Origin of the sequence: Actinomyces succiniciruminis, from assembly GCF_900002405.1 — a bacterium.
GTDB lineage: Bacteria > Actinomycetota > Actinomycetes > Actinomycetales > Actinomycetaceae > Actinomyces > Actinomyces succiniciruminis.
Genome location: NZ_LK995500.1, coordinates 41436 through 59787, shown reverse-complemented (window position 1 = coordinate 59787; position 18352 = coordinate 41436). Strand labels below are relative to the sequence as shown.

Below are 18352 nucleotides of genomic sequence, written 5' to 3'. Positions count from 1 at the left end.
CAAACAAACACGACACACTATCGAGATCCCAAACAACACACCCAGTCGAAGCTCCGAACCGTCTTCCGATCGGCCCTTCACTCCGGCGAGCAGCATCCGCTATCTTATGAGGAAACTTGATCGGCGTCAAGGCCGGGGAGCATCTCCCCGATCACAGCCGGTTCCTCGCGGATGCGTGGCCGCGCGGCCCGTTCCCGGTTCGGGAACCGCGTCCGACGCAGCGGGCTGTACTTTATCGCCACGGCGCGGGGCGACGTCAAATCCCGCCGCTATGAACTGGACCACGCGGTGCGACGCCGGTCCATCGCGCGCGGCAGATGCAGCGGTGGGCTGCTGGCTCCCCCGATGTCGAGGTCGAGCCAACAGCCCACGCTTCCCTGCGGTCGCCGGCCGAGCCGCCGGAGTCATCCGCCGATCCAGTTGTCACGGCGCCCGCGTTACGGGTTCCCGTGCGTCAGACGGTGGCGAACTTGCGCACCGCCTTGGCAACCGCCGCCGCAACACGCTTGTCGAAGGCACCGGGAATGATGTACACGGGGCTCAGTTCCTCATCGGCAATGACACCGGCGATGCCCGTGGCAGCAGCGCGCAGCAGCTCCACGGAGATCTCGGTGATGCCGGTGTCAAGCAGCCCCCGGAACAGGCCGGGGAAGGCCAGCACGTTGTTGATCTGGTTCGGGAAGTCGCTGCGCCCGGTGGCGACCACGGCGGCGTAGTCGGCCGCACCCACGGGGTCGACCTCCGGGGTGGGGTTGGCCATGGCGAAGACGATCGCATTCTCGTTCATGACCGCCAGGTCCTTGGGCTCGAGCAAGTTTCCACTCGACACACCGATGAATACGTCGGCCCCCTTCAGGCCCTCCTTGAGGGTACCGGAGACGTGCCGCGGGTTGGTGTTCTCCGCCAGCCACTTGCGGTGCTCGTTCATGCCCTCGGTGTGCTCGCTGTTGAGTGCGCCCGAGCGGCCGTAGCCGACGATGTCCGTAGCGCCATGCGCCATGAGCAGCTTGGCGATGGCGGAGCCCGCCGCACCGACGCCGGAGAGCACGATGCGCACGTCCTCGATCTTCTTGCCAACGACCTTCAGCGCGTTGATCAGTGCCGCCAGAGTGACGATGGCGGTGCCGTGCTGGTCATCGTGGAAAACGGGAATGTCGAGTTCCTCGCGCAGGCGCGCCTCGATGTCGAAACACTTGGGCGCGGCGATGTCCTCAAGATTGATGCCGCCGTAGGCGGGGGCGATCGCCTTGACGATCTTGATGATTTCCTCGGGATCCTTGGTGTCCAGTGCCACTGGCCAGGCGTCGACGTCGCCGAACTGCTTGAACAGCACCGCCTTGCCCTCCATCACCGGCATGGCGGCCTCCGGCCCGATGTCCCCCAGGCCGAGTACGGCGGTCCCGTCGGTGACGACCGCCACCGTGTTCTTCTTGATGGTCAGCTGACGGGCGCGCTCGGGGTGGTCGTGAATGGCCTTGCATACACGGGCGACACCGGGGGTGTACACGCGGGCGAGATCGCGCCGGTTGTGGATGGGGGTGCGCGGCGTGACCTCTACCTTGCCACCCACGTGGGCGAGGAAGGTGGAGTCGCCGACATTGTGAACGATTACGCCGTCGAGCTGCTTGAGAGCCTCTACCAGTTCACCGCGGTGCTTGGAGTCGCGGGTGTCGGCGGTCAGGTCCACGATCAGAGTGTCGCCGTCGGTGTCCGCAACGTCTACGCCGTTGACGATGGCTCCCGTTGCCGAAGCCGTGTCGACTAGCGTAGTGACGGCCTTCTGCGAGGCCGGCACCTCCAGGTGCAGGGCAACGGTGTAGCTGGGACTCGGCTGTGCCATGGGTTGGATCCTCCGTTGTGGGGTAAGTCAGACAGACCAACGACGGTCGCAGGTCTCGGCCAGATGACTGTGTATACGGAGTGAGCTTATCCCCATACTGCGCGAAACAGTTCCGGCTGTCTCTCGGCTCACAGCGGAGAGACAGCCAGATCCGCATGGCCCGCGTCAACCACGCGAGTTGTCGGTCACCGACGGCGTGGTCGGGCGGTCAGACGCCCACGCGCTCCATCACCAACTCGCGCACCCGGCGCGCGTCGGCCTGGCCCTTGGTGGCCTTCATGACTGCGCCGACGATGGCTCCTGCCGCCTTGACCTTGCCGCCGCGGATCTTCTCGGCGACATCCGGATTTGCTGCCAGAGCCTCGTCGACGGCGGCCAGCAGTGCGCCCTCGTCGGAGACGACTTCGAGCCCGCGGCCTTCCACAACCGCTTCGGGATCGCCCTCGCCGGCCAACACGCCCTCCAGCACCTGCCGGGCGAGCTTGTCGGTGAGGCGGCCGGAGTCAACCAGTGCTTGCAACTCAGCGACCTGCGCGGGGGTTATGGGCAGGTCCTCCAAGGCGACCTCCCGTTCCTTGGCGGCGCGGGACAACTCCCCCATCCACCACTTGCGTGCCGCCTGACCGGTCGCGCCGGCCAGCACGGTCGCCTCGATGAGTTCTAGCGCGCCTGCATTGACGACGTCACGCATCTCGTCGTCGGCCAAGTTCCACTCCGCCTTCAGCCGGCGCCGCTTGGCGGCCGGCATCTCGGGCAGGCTGGCACGGATCTGTTCGACCCACTCGCGGCTAGGGGCGAGCGGCACCAAGTCCGGCTCCGGGAAGTAGCGGTAGTCGTCGGCGTCGGACTTGATACGGCCGGCACGGGTGGTGCCGTCCGCCTGGCCGTGCCGGGTCTCCTGCTGGACCGTGCCGCCGTCGGCCAGAATGGCCGCCTGGCGGCTGATCTCATAGCGGACGACGGCGTCGATGCCGCGGAAGGTGTTGACGTTCTTGGTCTCGGTGCGAGTGCCCATGGGGGCGTCGGGGCGCTCGCGCAGGGAGACGTTGACGTCGGCGCGCACATTGCCGCGCTCCATGCGCGCCTCGGACACGCCCAGCGCCCGGAAGATGTCACGCAGGGTGCGCACGTAGGTGGCGGCGACCTCGGGCGCCCTGGCGCCGGCGCCCTCAATGGGTCGCGTCACGATCTCCACCAGCGGCACGCCGGCCCGGTTGTAGTCGACCAGGGAGTAGTCGGCGCCCTCGATACGCCCGTCGGTGCCGCCTACGTGCACGTTCTTGCCGGCGTCCTCCTCCATGTGAGCGCGCTCGATCGGCACGGTGAAGACCGTGCCGTCCTCGAGTTCCACCGGGAGGGCGCCGTCGTAGGCGATCGGCTCATCCGACTGGGAGGTCTGGAAGTCCTTGCACAGGTCCGGGTAGAAGTAGTTCTTCCGGGCGAAGCGGCAGGTCTCGGCGATCTGACAGCCCAGGGCCAGCCCGATTCGGATGGCGTACTCCACGCCCTTGCCGTTTACGACCGGCAGGGAACCGGGCAGGCCCACACTGGTGGGCGTCACCATGGTGTTCGGCTGGGCCCCGAACACGTTGGGGGCGGCGTCGAACATCTTGGTGGCGGTGCCCAGTTCGACGTGCACCTCCAGCCCGATGACCGGGTCGTAGCGGCGCACGGCCTCGTCGTAGTCCATCAGCTTCTCGCTCATGTCACTTCACCTCCAGCTCGGGGGCCTGGGCAAGCAGGTGACCACCCCACTTGTTCTCCAACATCTGCTCAAGCACCGCGCCCACCCGATACAGGCGGTCGTCGGCGCGCTGCGGCGCCAGGATCTGGAAGCCGACGGGCAGGCCGTCACTCAGGCCCGAGGGCAGGCTCATGGCCGGGACGCCGGCCAGGTTGGCGGGGATGGTGGTCACGTCGAGCTTGTACATGGCCAGCGGGTCGTCCTTCTCCCCGAAGCGGTAGGCCGTAACCGGTGCGGTCGGGGAGACCAGCACATCCGCCTGCTGCCATGCGGCGGCGAAGTCGCGCTGCACCAGGGTGCGCACCTTCTGGGCGGAGCCGTAGTAGGCGTCGTAGTACCCGGCCGACAGCACGTGCGTGCCCAGGATGATGCGCCGCTTGACCTCGTCGCCGAATCCGGCGCCACGGGTGGCGGACATGACCGTCTCGGCCGTCACCGGGCCCTCCGCGGGTTCGACGCGCAGGCCGTAGCGCATGCCGTCGTAGCGGGCCAGGTTGGAGGAGGCCTCGGCGGGCATGATCAGGTAATAGGCGTCCAGCGCGTACTCCAGGTGGGGCAGGGAAACGGTTTCCACCGCGGCACCCGCCTCCTGAAGCAGTTCCAGGGCGGCATGGAAGGAGTCGACGACGCCGCTCTGGTAGCCCTCGCCACCATCGAGTTCGGCGATCACACCGACGCGCAGTCCGCTCAGATCGGCTCCGGCCTGGGCGGCACGCACCACCTCGGCCATACCGCGGGGCGCGTCCGGTAACGACGTGGAGTCGAGCGGGTCGTAGGAGGCAATGACGTCGTGCAGGAGCGCGGTGTCCAGCACCGTTCGCGCCATGGGGCCGGGGGTGTCCAGGGAGGAGGCCATGGCGATCACGCCGAAGCGGGAGACCGTGCCATATGTGGGCTTCACGCCGACGGTGCCGGTTACGGCGGCGGGCTGGCGGATGGAACCGCCGGTGTCGGTGCCCACCGCGACGGGCGCCTCGAAGGCTCCGACCGCGGCGGCCGAGCCGCCGGAGGAGCCGCCGGGGATGCGCTCGAGGTCCCAGGGATTGGCGGTACGGCCGAAGGCGGAGTGCTCGGTGGAGCCACCCATGGCGAACTCGTCGAGGTTGGTCTTGCCCAGGATCGGCAGGTGCGCGGCGCGCAGGTTCTTCACCAGGGTGGCGTCGTACGGCGGCACCCAACCCTCCAGAATCCGGGAGGCGGCGGTGGTCACCTGGCCATGGGTGACGATCAGATCCTTGACCGCCGTCGGCACGCCGGTCAGCTCGGCCACCCGCTCGCCGGTGGCGTCGGCCTGCCGGCGGGCGGCGTCGGCAGCATCGGCGTCGGCCAGGGCCTTTTCGGCGTCGACGTCGAGGAAGGCGCCCACGGCGCCGTCAACGGCGGCGATGCGGTCCAGGTGGGCGCTAGTCAGCTCGCGGGAGGAGACCTCGCCGGCGGCCAGGGCGGCGGCCTGCTGCGCGGCGCTCGCCCGCACCAGGGCGGCGGCGGTTGTGGTATCGGAGTTCAGCGGGTTCACGAGGCGGAGTCCTCTCCCAGGATGCGGGGCACCATGAACGCGGAGTCCTCCGCGGCGGGGGCGCCGGCGAGCAGTTCTTCGATGTTGAGCGTTGGGCCGGGCGTGTCCTCGCGCATCACGTTGGTAAGCGGTACCGGGTGCGAGGTGGCCGGCAGTTCGGGGGTGACCACGCTGTTGACCCGAGCGAAGGCGGATGCGACCGCATCCAGTTCACCGGCCAGCCGCGTCACCTCCTCGTCACTCAGGGCCACGCGCGCAAGCGCCGCGACGCGAATGACCTCATCCTTGGAGATAGCAGACATGGGCCCGAGTGTATCCACTTGGAGGCCCCCTGCCGAGTCGGCGCCCGCTCGCCCACCCCCTGCGTTCCCACACACGGCATCGACTCTTCGTCCGGAGATATGCCACCCGCAACCTTTGCACAGCAATTGCGCTTTCATCACAATAACATTACATAGTGGTGCGACGCATACCGAAATGACGGGCATGGTGCGGCGCATACACGCACCTCATGCAAGAAGTCACAGGCGCACCGTGGCGGACAACATTGACATTCCCAGCGGGTGCCGGTGTTATTGGCGGCAGAGGTTCCGCGGTTAGTGCGGATACCCAGAACAGGACGACCCCGCCTTCGCCGGGCCGCCAGCGAATAAGGATCCTATGCACAGCGACAAGCTCCCCACCGGGCCGGCCCCGGAGGAGATCGACGAGTCGTCGGCACTGTCCGACCGACCCGCTGACACCGATGCTGCCCCGGACACCGTCTTGAAGAGCCCGTATGGTGAGACCCCCGCGGTGGCACGGGCCTCGATCCTTGCCGCAGCGAGTGCCGCGCCGACGGCGCACACCCCCGCCGACGCCGAAGCCAACGCGCAGACGCAGCAGACCGCCCCGGTGGAACCGGTGGTGGACACAGCGGCGCCCGTTTCCCCGAGCGCAATCACTCCGGCCGAGCCGGATGCAGCTCCCGACGCCGCGGAGGCCTCAGAGGTAGCACCTACCGAAACGGCGTCGACCCCGGAGGACGGGCAGGCATCACCGGCTCCCGCCGAAAGTGCTCCCCTGCCCCCGGACGCTTCGGAAAGTGAAAAGCGGCCCCACCGTCGGCGCCGCTGGGCGCTGGCATCCCTGGCCGCTGTACTGCTCCTGGTCGGCGTGGGCGGCTACGCCTATGCCGCGCACTACGCCGACGTCGCCGTGCCCGGAACCACGGTTGCGGGCACCGATGTGGCCGGCATGACTCGGAACGAGATTGTCGATGCGATCAACGCCCGGGTGCAGGCCGCCACCGTCAGCGTCACCGGTGATGTGGAGGCGACCGCCTCCCTGACAGACCTGGGCACAACCGTTGACGCCGAGGCAACCGCGGACGCTGTCATGAGCCGCGGCGCCGACGTTGTCGACCGCTTCAAGGCACTGCTGGGCGGCTCCGACATCGAAGTCGTCACCACCAGTGATGACGCCGTGTTGGAGGAATACGCCAGCGGCCTCGTGCCCGAGGACCAGGCGAAGGCGCAAAACGCCTCGGTGGTGCTCAACACCGACATCGCCGCCTTCGAGGTGAGTGCCTCCAGTGAGGGCGTGAGCGTCGACTCCGCCGATCTGGCCGCGGCCGCGGCACAGGCCGCGTCCTCGCTGAGCCCCACCTCGGTGGAGTTGACGTACGTCAACACGCTTCCCGCCGTCTCGGATGCGGATGCTCAGGCCGTGGCGGACACGGCCAACCAGTGGATTTCCCAAGACGTCACCATCACCAACGCGGACGGAACCGCGTCCTACACCGCTGACGCCGCGACCAAGGCGTCCTGGGTGGAGGTCACCGAGAATCTCGATGCCGCCCCCACCCTGTCCATTGACAGCGACCAGGTGGCCGAGTGGGTGAGCACCCAGGCGGCCGCCGCCAACGTCGAGCCGGTTGTCGGACAGCGCAACGTCAACTCCTCCGGTCAGGTCGTGGCCACTAGCGTCGAGGCCGTTGCCGGCCAGACGGTTAACAACGCCGAGACCATTACCACGGCCATCACCGACTCGCTCTCCAGCGGCGAGGCCTACGCCGGCGCCTTCGAAATGACCACCGGCGAGGAGCAGTGGGAGGAACGCGAGATCGCCGACGGCGCCGAGAACCTGGTCTACCAGGCGGCCGAGGGTGAGAAGTGGATCGACATCAACCTGTCGGCCAAGACGGTCACCTCCTACGAGGGTGCGACCGTGGTGCGCGGCCCGGTAACCATCGTCGACGGCGCCGCCGCCACCCCCACCGTAACCGGCACCTACCACGTCTACCTGCAGTACGAGACCCAGACCATGCGCGGGCAGAACGCGGACGGCACCGACTACGAGACGGAGAACGTGCCGTGGATCTCCTACTTCTACGCGGGCTACGCACTGCACGGCGCCCCGTGGTGGTCGAGTTGGGGCTTCTCCGCCTCACACGGCTGCCTGAACATGCCCGTGGCCGAGGCCAAGTGGATCTACGACTGGGCGGAAATCGGCACCACCGTCGTCTCTCACTACTGAGCCTTCGCCGCACCCCATCGCGGCTGCCCGAACGGCCCAGACTAGGCCCGCCCACCGCTTGAAGCGGTGGGCGGGCCTAGTCACGTCTCAGGCTTCTAGCGCGTCCGGGCCACCAGCCAGCAGCGTCTCGAACCCGGCCTCGTCCAGCAGCGGCAGCCCCAGCTCCCGGGCCTTGGTCTCCTTAGAACCGGCGTTCTCGCCAACGACGACGTAATTCGTCCGCTTAGACACGCTCCCGGAGGCCTTGCCGCCACGGGCCACAATCGCCTCCTTGGCGCCGTCGCGGGTGAAGTGCTGCAGGGTGCCGGTGACGACGACGGTCAGGCCCGCCAGCGTCTGGGGCGTCTGCCCGGCCGGCTCGGCGTCGTCCGCCATGCGCACCCCCGCTGCCGCCCAGCGCGTCAGGATCTGCTCGTGCCAATCGGCGCCCAGCCAGTCCTGCCAGGCGGCGGCGATGGTCGGTCCCACGCCGTCGACCTGCGCCAATTCCTCCAGGCTCGCCGCCCGCAACGCGTCCATGGAGCCGAAGCGCCCGGCCAGCGCCCGGGCCGCCGTCGGACCCACGTGCCGCACCGACAACGCCACCAGTACCCGCCACAGTGGTTGCTGCTTGGCAGCCTGAAGCTGCTTCAGCATTGCGGTGGCGTTCTTGCCGGCGGCGGCGGGACGCTTGACCGCGCCGTCCTTGGCGTAGAGCTGCTTCGACCAGAAGAAGCGCAACCGCCGCCAGTCGCCGGTGGGGACGCCGCCACGCGTAATGGGACGGTAGACGAACACGTCGCGCAGATCGTCGACCGTCAGTTCGAACAGGGCGGCCTCGCCGGTCAGGACCGGCCGCTGGGCGGGCGCGCCCCCGTCGGTGAGCAGGGCCTCGGCGGCCCCGATCCGCTCCGCGGGGTGCAGCGCCTGCAATTCTTCGGCCGGCAGGCGCAGGCGCCCCCGCTCGGTTTCCAGCACGCGGCCGGCAGCCACGGCGGCGAGTGCCTCGACGCGTCCGGCATCGGGCTGGGTCAGGGCGGAGGCGGCCTCGTCCCCCAGCCCCTCCACGTCCAGGGCGCCGCGGGAGCCGATGTGGGCGATGCGCTCGGTCAGTTGCGCCGGGCAGGAGCGAGTGTTGGGGCAGCGCAGGTCGACGTCGCCCTCCTTGGCCGGCGCCAGCGCCGTCCCGCAGGAGGGGCAATGCTGCGGCATGACGAAGTCCCGCTCGCTGCCGTCGCGCCGCTCGAGCACGGGTCCCACGATCTCCGGGATCACGTCGCCGGCCTTGCGCAGCACCACCAAGTCGCCGATCTTGACGCCCTTGCGGGCGACCTCGGCGGCATTGTGGAGGGTGGCGCGGGAGACGCGCGAACCGGCCACCAGCACGGGCTCCATGATCCCGAAGGGGGTCACCCGGCCGGTGCGACCGACCTGGACGTCGATGTCCAGCAGACGGGTGTGTACCTCCTCGGGCGGGTACTTGTAGGCGGTGGCCCACCGGGGTACGCGCGAGGTGTACCCCAGCTCGGACTGCAGCGGACGGGAGTCGAGTTTGAACACGATGCCGTCGATCTCGTGCAGCAGGTCGTGGCGGTGGTCGGCGTAGCGGGCGATATAGGCCTCCCGTTGGGCGCGGCCCCGCACCACCTCGTTATAGGGAGAGACCGGCAGGCCCCAGGCGGAGAGCAGCTCGTACCAGGCATGTTGGGAGGTGGGCAGTTGCTCCCCGGAGGCCGGGATGATGGCGCCGACGCCGTGGGCGATCATGGACAGCGGACGCGCGGCGGTCACCGCCGGGTTCTTCTGCCGCAGGGAGCCGGCAGCCGCGTTGCGGGGGTTGGCGAACACCTGCAGGCGGGGGCGGCCGTCCGCCTCCCGTTGCAGGTTCTCGGTACGGCGCCGCTCGTTGAACTCGTGGAAGGCCTCGACCGGGAAGTACACCTCGCCGCGCACCTCCAACAGGTCGGGGTGCGAGTCGCCGGCGAGCACCAGCGGGATGGAGTCAATGGTGCGGACGTTGCCGGTGACGTCCTCCCCCACCACGCCGTCGCCGCGGGTGGCGGCACGGGTGAGCACCCCGTGCTCGTAGGTCAGGGCGACCGCCAGGCCGTCGATCTTGACCTCGGCGGTCATGGGCAATTCGGCGTCGGGCACCCCGGTTTCGGAGGCCATGCGCTGCGCCCACTGCTCCACTTCGTCCAGGTTGAACACGTCCTGCAGGGAGTACATGCGCTCATGGTGCGGGGCGGGGGTGAAGTCCGTAACCGCACGTCCACCCACCGTTTGAGTCGGTGAGGAGGGCAGCCGCAGCGCGGGGTGGGCGGTCTCCAAGGCCTCCAGCTCGCGGTACAGCGCATCGTATTCGGCGTCGGACCACGGGCTCTGGGCGTCGACGGCGTCGTAGTAGGCGTCGCGGGCGCGCTCAATGTCACGGACGAGCTCGCTCCAGCGGGTGCGTATGGCGGCGGGCACGCCGGTCAGGGCGGTGGCGGACGCGGCTGGAGGCGTGGGGCGGGCTTCGCTCATGGGGTCATCTTCCCCCAAGGCCCTCCCCCGCGGTTGCCGACAGGGCGGGTGCCGGCGGGGCGTACGGCGCCGAAGTCCACAGGCGCGCTTCGCGACACCCCCTCGGCGGCGTCTCCACAGGGCCCCGGCGGCCCACCGGTGGCGAAGGCAGGCTCATGGCATGCGCTCCGACTCCTCCCCCGGCACCCGGGCCTCCGCCGCTCCCGAATCCGGCCCCACGGCGATGACCGGTGAGGTGGAAGTAGCCGCGGCGGCCGCCTATGCGGCGCTGTCCTCCACCTGGCACCTGGCCGTCCTCTCCGGCCGTGACGAGGGACTGGTGGTCCCGTTGCCCGAACGTGGCACGGTGGGGCGCGACGGCGTGCTCACCGATCAGGCGGTCTCCCGCTCCCACTTGCGGGTGCGTCAAACACCACGCGGCGTGCTGCTGTCGGACGCCGGCTCTGCCAACGGTGCGCGAGTGCGCCGCCGCTGGTGTTGGCGCAGGCTGGGGAGCCGCCCACACACCTGCCGGGAGGGAACCCGGCTGCGCCTGGGCGACACCGTGGCGGAGTTGCGGCGTCGCCCCGCCGACCTGCACCCACCAATGCCACCAACTCCGGCACAGAACCGGTGGATGGCGCTCGGCTCGGCGCTGGCCGTGCTGCTGCTGGGGGTGCTGGCGGTCGTCGCGGTGCGCACCGGCAGCCGCGGCGCCATGGGGGCGCTGGCCGTGGCCCCCATGGGCATGATGGCGGCGCTGCGACTGCTGCCCCTGCTCGGGAGGGGACGCGCCGGTCGCCAGGCCGGGACCGCCGGTTGGCGCGGGTCCCGGGCACGCACTCCCGATCCCGCCGGCATGCTGCTGGCCGTGGCGGTGCGGCACGCGGGCGGCCGCAACCAGCCGGAGATGGCCGGCAGGGCCGACGACGAGGAGGCGATCAGGGCGTGGACCGGACGGCGGCGTCGGCGCACGGTACTGCGAGTGGCGGCGGGCGACCGGATTGCCCTGACCGGGCCGTGGGCGGTCGGAGCCGTGCGTTGGTGGGGCGCGCAGGTGCTTGCCCGTGGCCTCGGGCAGGTGCAGGCCGGCGATGCCAGCGTGCGCGTGTCCTGGGGTCCCGAGGGACGTCGCAGTCAGGTGGCGGTCACGGCCGCCAGCGCCGGGGCACCGGCCCGGGCGGTCAGCGTGTTGCCGGTGCGCGGGCGGGCGCCGGACCCCGGCGGACGATGGTGGGCCACGCTGCGCGCCGTCGCCGGGCTGCCGGTACACGACGGAGCCGATGGCGCCGGAAACGGCGGGCCGCCGCCCACGGTGCGTCTGGAGGAGGTATGCGCGGAGATCGACCGCGGTCTCCTGCGGCACCGCTGGGGGCAGGCGGTGCCCGTCGGCCTGCCCGCGGTGCTCGGGGTGGGTGCGGGCGGCCCGGTGGCGGTCGACTTGGTCCGGGACGGGCCGCACGCCCTACTGGCCGGCACCACCGGGTCCGGCAAGTCCGAGCTGCTCATCTCCTGGCTGCTGCAGCTGGCCGCCGCCCGCCCGCCTTCGGCGCTGAGCCTGGTTCTGGTTGACTACAAGGGCGGCGCGGCCTTCGGTCCGCTCGCCGAGCTGCCGCATACCGCCGGGGTCCTGACCGACCTGGATCCGGCGGGCACGCGCCGGGCCCTGGCCTCCCTGGAGGCCGAGGTGCGCCGCCGCGAGCGCCTGCTGGCCCAGCACCGCGCCAAGGACGTCTCCTACCTGGACCCGGCCGACGCCCCCGCGCGACTGGTGCTGGTGGTCGACGAGTTCGCCACTATGGCGGCCGAGCATCCGGAGGTGCTGGATGCACTGGTGCGGGTGGCCGCCCAGGGGCGCAGCCTCGGAATCCACCTGATCCTTGCCACCCAGCGTCCAAGTGGCGCGGTCTCGCCCACCATTCGCGCCAACACGAATCTGCGAGTGTGTCTGCGGGTACTCGATCCAGCCGACTCGCGCGACATCCTGGGGCACGATGGAGCCGCACGCCTGCCGGCGCATCCGGGGCGGGTGATTGTCGCAACCGGGGTTCAGGGACAGTCCGAGCCGGTGCTGCAGGCTCCCTGGTGTGGTACGGAACGGCATCTGGCGGCGCTGGTCGGTGAGATCGCGGCCGCCGCGGATGCGGCGGCCCCTTGGCGTCCCTGGGCGCCGCCGCTGCCCGCGCACGTGGACCGCCAGCAGGCGCAAGCCCTCGCCACCCGCGGCGCCACGCCCGCGTCAGCGGGTGCGCCACCGCTCCCCCAGCCGGAGGCGGACAAGGCCGGGTGCACGCTGCTGCTGACGGATCTTCCGGAGAGCCAGTGCCTGGGCACCTGGGAGTGGTCGCCCTCCGAGCCCCTGTTGCTCATGGGGGCGCCGGGCTGCGGCCGCTCGACCGGTGTGTACACCGCCGCCCTGGGTGCGCTCGGAAGCGGGATGACGGTGCATGTGTGCGCACAACCCCGCTCCCCCGCTGCGGCTCTGGTCGGCCGGGCCGGGGTGGGCACGGTCGTGGGCGGCCAGGATCCACGCCGGCTCGCCCGCCTGTGGTCGCTGGCGGCCGCCGGTTCCCTACACGGGGACCTGCTGGCGATCGACGACGTTGACGTGATGCTGGCGGCCGTGGATGAGGCGCTCGGGCCGGGTGAGGGACACGCACTGCTGGAGTCGCTGGTGCGCGGTGCAACGTCGACCGGCACCGGGGTGTTGGTGGCCGCACCGTTGACGGTGGCCAATGCCCGCTGGGCCGTGCCGCTGCGACGCCGGCTCGTGCTGGGGGCGGTGCAGCCGGCACAGGCCTCGCTGGCGGGCTTGCCGCGCGGCGTCGTCACCGGCTCGGGGCCTGGGCGCGGAGTGCTGCTCGACGGCGGCGACGCGATCGCCTGCCAGGTGGTGCTGCCGACTGCGGAGGAGCGGCCCGGCCCCGGGGCGGGACCGCGCCGACTGGAGGAGATTCCCCGGCTGGTTGTCCCCGCGCCAGGCGTGTGGGCGGTGGGCGGGGATGAGGCCGCCCCGGTGCCGCTGCCGGACGGCAGTGTGCTCGTGGTCGGCCCGCCGGGGTCGGGGCGCAGCCGTGCGGTCGCTGCCCTGGCCGGCTGCATCCGGGGCCGGCTCGGCGCCGAGGAGCCGCTGGTCGTGGACGACCTGGACCTCAGCAATGCGGCGACGCAGGCACGGGTGGAGGAGGCGCTCGGACGGGGGCGTCGGGTGATCGCGGCGGCAACCACGGAGCGGGCCGCGGGAACCTACCGGGGACCGCTGGCCGTGCTGCGCGAGCGGGGCGCCGTCGTCGTGCTGTGGCCGGGGCTGGGGCCGGCGGCGCAGGCGGCGGGGCGCCAGTTGCGTGGGGCGATTGATCCGCGCGGCGCGACCGTGCCGGGCAGGGGCGTGCTGGTGTGGCGCGGTGCCATCACGCCGCTGCAGGTGGCGGCGTATGGGGCAGACCGCTAACGTAGAGCGCGTCGAGCCGAGGTTTCGCTCCTGTAACCATTGCAGAAACGACGCACGGGACTGTGACTATCACTACAGGCCGTCGGCACAGGTCTCACCTGCGAGGTCTTGCCCCGGCCCGGTCGGCGTGTGAAAGTTGGGGGCAGGACGCGGTGGTCCAGCGCCCGCCTCGGCGAACTCGGGACGGCACGTCACGCGCACCGCAGCAGCATTCACGTCCCCGAAGGGAGCCCTCTATGGACTGGCGGAGCCAGGCAGCTTGTCTCACGGTTGACCCGGAACTCTTTTTCCCCGTCGGCAACACCGGCCCCGCGATCGCGCAGATCGCGGAGGCGAAGGAGGTGTGCGCCCGCTGCGACGTGGTCGACACCTGCCTGAAGTGGGCGCTTGAGAACGGCCAGGACGCCGGCGTGTGGGGCGGCATGAGTGAGGACGAGCGGCGCTCGCTCAAGCGGCGCGCCGCCCGGGCCCGCCGCTCCTCCTGAGCCGTCAGGTGGCGCGCCGCACCCCGGTGCGCCACCGGTACCTTTCCCACCACACCGTCCGCCCCGTCGTCCCGGGTTCAGGCCTCGCCCAGCTGGGCGTGCAGGACCACGTCGGTGCCCTGCCCGCCCGGGGCGGGACGCCAGTCGATAGAGCCGCGTAGCTCACCACGCACCAGGGTGTTCACGATCCGTGTGCCCAGGCCGGTCATTTCCTTGCCGGGGACCAGGCCCACCCCGTCGTCGATGACATGCACGGTCAACTGCTCGCCGTCGCGTTGCGCCCGCACCGTCACGGTGCCGTCGCGGTCCTCCAGCCCATGCTCGACCGCATTGGTCACCAATTCGGCCAGCACGGTGGCCAAGGCCTGGGCCACGTCGGCCTCAATCACCCCGAACTTGCCCTCAAGGCGAGTAGACACCTGCCCGGTGGGGGTGGCCACGGCCGCGGCGGAACGCAGCACCGAGGAGAACACCTCGTCGAAGTTGACCTGCTCATCCACGTTCTGACTCAGCGCCGCATGCACGGTGGCGATCGTGCCCACGCGTCGCTCCGCCTCCGTCAGGGCGGAACGCGTCTCCTCATTGGTGGCACGGCGCGCCTGCATTCGCAGCAGCGCGGAAACCGTCTGCAGGTTGTTCTTGACCCGGTGGTGAATCTCGCGGATGGTGGCGTCCTTGTTCATCAGCACCTGCTCCCGACGCCGAATCTCCGAGACGTCGCGCACCAACAGCAGGGCGCCCGCCCGTGCCCCGTCACGACGCAGCGGAATCGAGCGCATTGACAGGAATACGCCACCAACCTCCACCTCGGTCAACCACGCCTGCCGCCCCATCAGCACCACCGCCATGGTCTCATCCACGGGAGTGCGCTCGGGAATGATGCTGGTGACGGCCTCGGCGAGCTGACTGCCCTCGATGTCGCCCTCCACGCCGAGCCGGTGGAAGCAGGACTGAGCATTGGGTGAGGCGTAGGTGACCACGCCGTCGTCATCCAGGCTGACCACGCCGTCGCCCACACGGGGGGTGCCGTGGCGCACAGCCGTGGCGGCGCCGTTGATGGGGAAGGTCCCCTGCGCGATCATCAGGCACAGGGCGTCGGCCAGCTCCTCCAGGGGCTTGTCCACGATGCGTCCGCCGCGCAGCACGCCGACGGCGGTCTCCCGGGTGACGACGGCAATTGCACGGGAGTTGTGAATAACCGGGACATACTCCTCGCGCACCGCCGAAGAGCCGGTCCACTCCGGGGCGGCCGCCACCACGATCTGCCCACTCATCAGTGCCTCCAGCGCCATGGCCTCGCGGGCGGCGGGCATGCGTCGACCGATCACATCCTCCAGGTGCACGGTGGCGCCGGTAGCCGGACGCGAATGCGCGGCAGCCACGAACCGGCCGGAGTCGGTGTGTACCCACAAAACCAGGTCGGATACGGACAGGTCCGCGATCACCTGCCAGTCCGCCATGAGTTGATGGAGCCAGTCGAGGTCGGCTGGGGGCAGGCTGACGACACCGCGGACCGTGGAGGGCAGAAGACTCGACACGCCCCGATGCTACCGGGTACGGGTGGGAGCTCGGCTTCCCGAGCCGTGGGACACCTCCGCAACCAGGGCCCGGCACGTCGCGGGCGCCACCCGCTGAGGCATGGCAGGATCGGGACCATGAAGCAGCGCGTCACGATCACCTACCCCGCCGGCCCGGATCGCGTGGCCGCCATGTTGGCCGATCCGGCCTACCAGCGTGGCCGCATCGAGCGATTCCAGCTGGAGGACGCCTCCGTCGACGTCGCCGCACGCGGTCGCGGCTTCGTGGCGACCATCTCCGGATCGGTATCACCCAGCCACCTGCCGGCGGCAGCCGCCCGCTTCGTCCGCTCCGCCGTCTCCTTCGGCCTGACCGAGTCCTGGGGAGAACCCGCCGACGACGGCTCACGCAGCGGCAGCCTCGACCTCGCGGTCAAGGGGGCCCCGGTAAGGGCCGGTGCCACCACCAGCATGCGCCCCGACGCCGGCGGGGCGTCCACCCGCGTCGTCGTCGACCTGGAACTCTCGGTCTCCGTGCCCCTGGTGGGGCGCAGCGTGGAGGAGAAGGCGCTGGCACAGGCGAACCGGGTTGTGGCCGACGAGGAGCGCCGGGGCGCCGCCTGGCTGAGAGCCTGAGCGGAGCCGCCGTGCCGGAACCGACCTGAAGGGACGTCCCGGCGGGCACTACCGAATATTCCCGTTCCGCCCAACGCGCATGCGCTAGTCGCCCCACCGGCCCTATGACACCATCTCCCCCATGAACGACCTCAATGACGTCATCACTCCCACCGAGTCTAACTCGGTGTGGGCGGAACGCACCGGAAATCGCCAGTACCTGGGCCACAACGCCCGCGGCGCCGAGGTGCGCGTCGGCATGGGCCCGGGCGAGTTCTCCCCGGGGGATCTCCTTAAGCTCGCCCTGGCGACCTGCAACGCGCTGTCCGCCGACCACCGGCTGGCCAAGGCACTCGGTGAGGAATTCGACGCCAACGTCATCGCCGCCTCCATTAAGCATGAGGAGGAGGAGCGCTACAGCGATCTGGACGTGCAGATCGTCGCCGACTTCGCCTCGCTGAGCCCCGAGCAGCGCCAGACGCTCGGCGAACGGGTCGACCGTGCGATCGAACGCGGCTGCACCGTCGGTCACACCCTGGAGCACGGCGCCGGCCTGCGCCTGCACCTGCTCGACGACCCCGACGCATAGCCGGTCGGTCCTGCGCCGCGTCGGCCCGCGTGCGGCACGGTCGCGACGGGAGCCGATAGAGTGCCCCCAGCGAAGGCCGGCGCGGCGTTGAGATGGAGGTTCGCACATGAGTGAAAGCGGTAAGCAGGACGTGCACTCCCACGGCGAGACCAGGCGTTATCCGCACCTGGCGCGGCTGGGCCTGGAGGCCCCTGCCGACGTGGACGTGGCCTACGAGGACCTGCTGGCCGAGGTTCTGCTCGACGGCATTTCCAAGGGCGATCGCACCGGCACGGGCACCCGCTCGGTGTTCGCCCGGCAACTGCGCTACGACCTGACGGCAGGCTTCCCACGCATCACCACCAAGTTCGTGGCCATGAAGGCCGTCAAGGGCGAGTTGTTGTGGTTCCTGCGCGGCGACATGAACGCCCGCTGGCTGCAGGAGCGCGGCATCACCATCTGGGACGAGTGGGCCGGCGCAGACGGCGAACTCGGCCCCATCTACGGCGCCCAGTGGCGCAGCTGGCCGGCCCGGGACGGTGGGGCGATCGACCAGATCACCGGGGTGATCGAGACCCTGCGCCGCGACCCCGACTCCCGCCGCATGCTCGTATCCGCCTGGAACGTGGGCGAGCTGGATCGCATGGCCCTGGCCCCGTGCCACGCCTTCTTCCAGTGCTATGTGGCCGACGGGCGCCTGTCGCTGCAGGTTTACCAGCGTTCGGCGGACCTGTTCCTGGGTGTGCCCTTCAACCTCGCCTCCTACGCGCTGCTGACCCACATGCTGGCCCAGCAGGCGGAACTGGAGGTCGGGGAACTGGTGTGGACCGGCGGGGACTGCCACATATACAACAACCACGTCTCCCAGGTCCGCGAGCAGCTCTCCCGGGTCCCGCAGGCCTACCCGTTCCCGCGGCTGCGGCTGAAGCGGGCCGACTCGATCGATGCCTACACCATGGATGACATCGACGCCTCCGCCGGCTACCAGCACCATCCGACGATCAAGGCACCGGTGGCGGTGTGAGCGGCGGTGCCGTCGGGGCGATCTGGGCGCAGGATCGCTACGGCGTCATCGGCGCCGACGGCGGCATGCTGTGGCGTGTGCCCGCTGACTTCCGCCACTTTCGGGCGGCCACCCTGGGCGGTGCCGTGGTCATGGGCCGCACCACCTGGGAGTCGATCGGGGGTGCACTGGCCGGGCGCACGAGCATCGTGCTCACCCGTAGACCGGACTGGGCCGCGCAGGACGCGGTAGTTGCCCGCGACCTGCGTGCCGGGTTGGCGGCGGCGCACGACGCCGTCGATGCGCTCGGCGAGGATCCCCGCGAGGGCATCTACCGCGCCCTGCCACGGGTGTGGGTAATCGGCGGCGGCAGCGTGTACGCGCAGGCGCTCGACGCGGGGTTCGTTGATCGCCTGGTCATCTCAACCATTGATGTCAACGCCGCCGCCCGAGCCGACGCACTCGGGCTCACGGCGGAGGCGGTGACCAGGGCGCCGGTGCTCGGCGGCGAGTGGCTCCGTGATCCCGACCGCTCCGACCCCCCTGGTTCCTGGCGTCCCGTCTCCGGTGACGCCGCATGGCGCGTGGACCAGTGGCGGCACATATGACGGC

The 18352-nt window shown here is 70.4% G+C and carries 13 protein-coding genes; 7 read left to right on the top strand and 6 right to left on the bottom strand.

Annotated features, from left to right (window positions below; genetic code table 11):
* Nucleotides 1-454: 454 nt before the first annotated feature.
* The 4 genes from BN1056_RS07665 to gatC all read right to left on the bottom strand — a co-directional run bounded on the left by BN1056_RS07665 (nucleotide 455) and on the right by gatC (nucleotide 5402).
* A complete protein-coding gene (locus BN1056_RS07665) occupies nucleotides 455-1840 on the bottom strand; it encodes an NAD-dependent malic enzyme (RefSeq protein ID WP_073328150.1) in 1386 nt (461 codons plus the stop codon).
* A 208-nt stretch (nucleotides 1841-2048) separates the two neighbouring features.
* Nucleotides 2049-3545, bottom strand: coding sequence for an Asp-tRNA(Asn)/Glu-tRNA(Gln) amidotransferase subunit GatB (gatB, locus tag BN1056_RS07660; protein WP_210580172.1), 1497 nt, complete (start codon nucleotides 3543-3545; stop codon nucleotides 2049-2051).
* 1 nt (nucleotide 3546) lies between these two features.
* On the bottom strand, nucleotides 3547-5091 hold the full coding sequence (gene gatA, locus BN1056_RS07655; protein WP_210580181.1) for an Asp-tRNA(Asn)/Glu-tRNA(Gln) amidotransferase subunit GatA: 1545 nt from the start codon (nucleotides 5089-5091) through the stop codon (nucleotides 3547-3549).
* 5 nt (nucleotides 5092-5096) lie between these two features.
* Nucleotides 5097-5402: an Asp-tRNA(Asn)/Glu-tRNA(Gln) amidotransferase subunit GatC gene (gene gatC / locus BN1056_RS07650; RefSeq protein WP_210580170.1), complete on the bottom strand. Its 306-nt coding sequence runs from the start codon at nucleotides 5400-5402 to the stop codon at nucleotides 5097-5099.
* A 358-nt stretch (nucleotides 5403-5760) separates the two neighbouring features.
* Here gatC and BN1056_RS07645 point away from each other — a divergent pair, with 358 nt between their 5' ends.
* Nucleotides 5761-7617: a L,D-transpeptidase gene (locus tag BN1056_RS07645; RefSeq protein ID WP_210580168.1), complete on the top strand. Its 1857-nt coding sequence runs from the start codon at nucleotides 5761-5763 to the stop codon at nucleotides 7615-7617.
* Between the two features lie 87 nt (nucleotides 7618-7704).
* Here the strand turns inward: BN1056_RS07645 and ligA are convergent, their stop codons facing one another.
* Nucleotides 7705-10122 (bottom strand): NAD-dependent DNA ligase LigA, encoded by a 2418-nt coding sequence (gene ligA, locus BN1056_RS07640; RefSeq protein WP_210580166.1) that lies wholly within the window; start codon nucleotides 10120-10122, stop codon nucleotides 7705-7707.
* 160 nt (nucleotides 10123-10282) lie between these two features.
* Here ligA and BN1056_RS07635 point away from each other — a divergent pair, with 160 nt between their 5' ends.
* Entirely contained in the window at nucleotides 10283-13552 is a 3270-nt protein-coding gene (locus BN1056_RS07635) for an FtsK/SpoIIIE domain-containing protein (RefSeq protein ID WP_210580164.1), read from the top strand.
* Nucleotides 13553-13788: 236 nt separating this feature from the next.
* On the top strand, nucleotides 13789-14037 hold the full coding sequence (locus BN1056_RS07630; protein ID WP_067939003.1) for a WhiB family transcriptional regulator: 249 nt from the start codon (nucleotides 13789-13791) through the stop codon (nucleotides 14035-14037).
* 77 nt (nucleotides 14038-14114) lie between these two features.
* Here BN1056_RS07630 and BN1056_RS07625 read toward each other — a convergent pair whose 3' ends face one another.
* On the bottom strand, nucleotides 14115-15575 hold the full coding sequence (locus BN1056_RS07625; protein WP_210580163.1) for a sensor histidine kinase: 1461 nt from the start codon (nucleotides 15573-15575) through the stop codon (nucleotides 14115-14117).
* Between the two features lie 117 nt (nucleotides 15576-15692).
* Here BN1056_RS07625 and BN1056_RS07620 point away from each other — a divergent pair, with 117 nt between their 5' ends.
* The 4 genes from BN1056_RS07620 (at nucleotide 15693) to BN1056_RS07605 (ending at nucleotide 18348) form a co-directional block, all read left to right on the top strand.
* Complete coding sequence (locus tag BN1056_RS07620) at nucleotides 15693-16190, top strand: DUF2505 domain-containing protein (RefSeq protein WP_210580162.1); 498 nt, start codon at nucleotides 15693-15695, stop codon at nucleotides 16188-16190.
* Nucleotides 16191-16311: 121 nt separating this feature from the next.
* On the top strand, nucleotides 16312-16758 hold the full coding sequence (locus BN1056_RS07615) for an OsmC family protein (RefSeq protein ID WP_210580161.1): 447 nt from the start codon (nucleotides 16312-16314) through the stop codon (nucleotides 16756-16758).
* A gap of 106 nt (nucleotides 16759-16864) precedes the next feature.
* Nucleotides 16865-17761 carry a thymidylate synthase gene (locus BN1056_RS07610; RefSeq protein WP_210580160.1) on the top strand — a complete coding sequence of 299 codons (897 nt, stop codon included), beginning with the start codon at nucleotides 16865-16867 and terminating at the stop codon, nucleotides 17759-17761.
* Nucleotides 17758-18348 (top strand): dihydrofolate reductase, encoded by a 591-nt coding sequence (locus BN1056_RS07605; protein ID WP_210580159.1) that lies wholly within the window; start codon nucleotides 17758-17760, stop codon nucleotides 18346-18348. Before BN1056_RS07610 ends, BN1056_RS07605 begins: the two co-directional genes overlap by 4 nt.
* Nucleotides 18349-18352 lie beyond the last annotated feature (4 nt).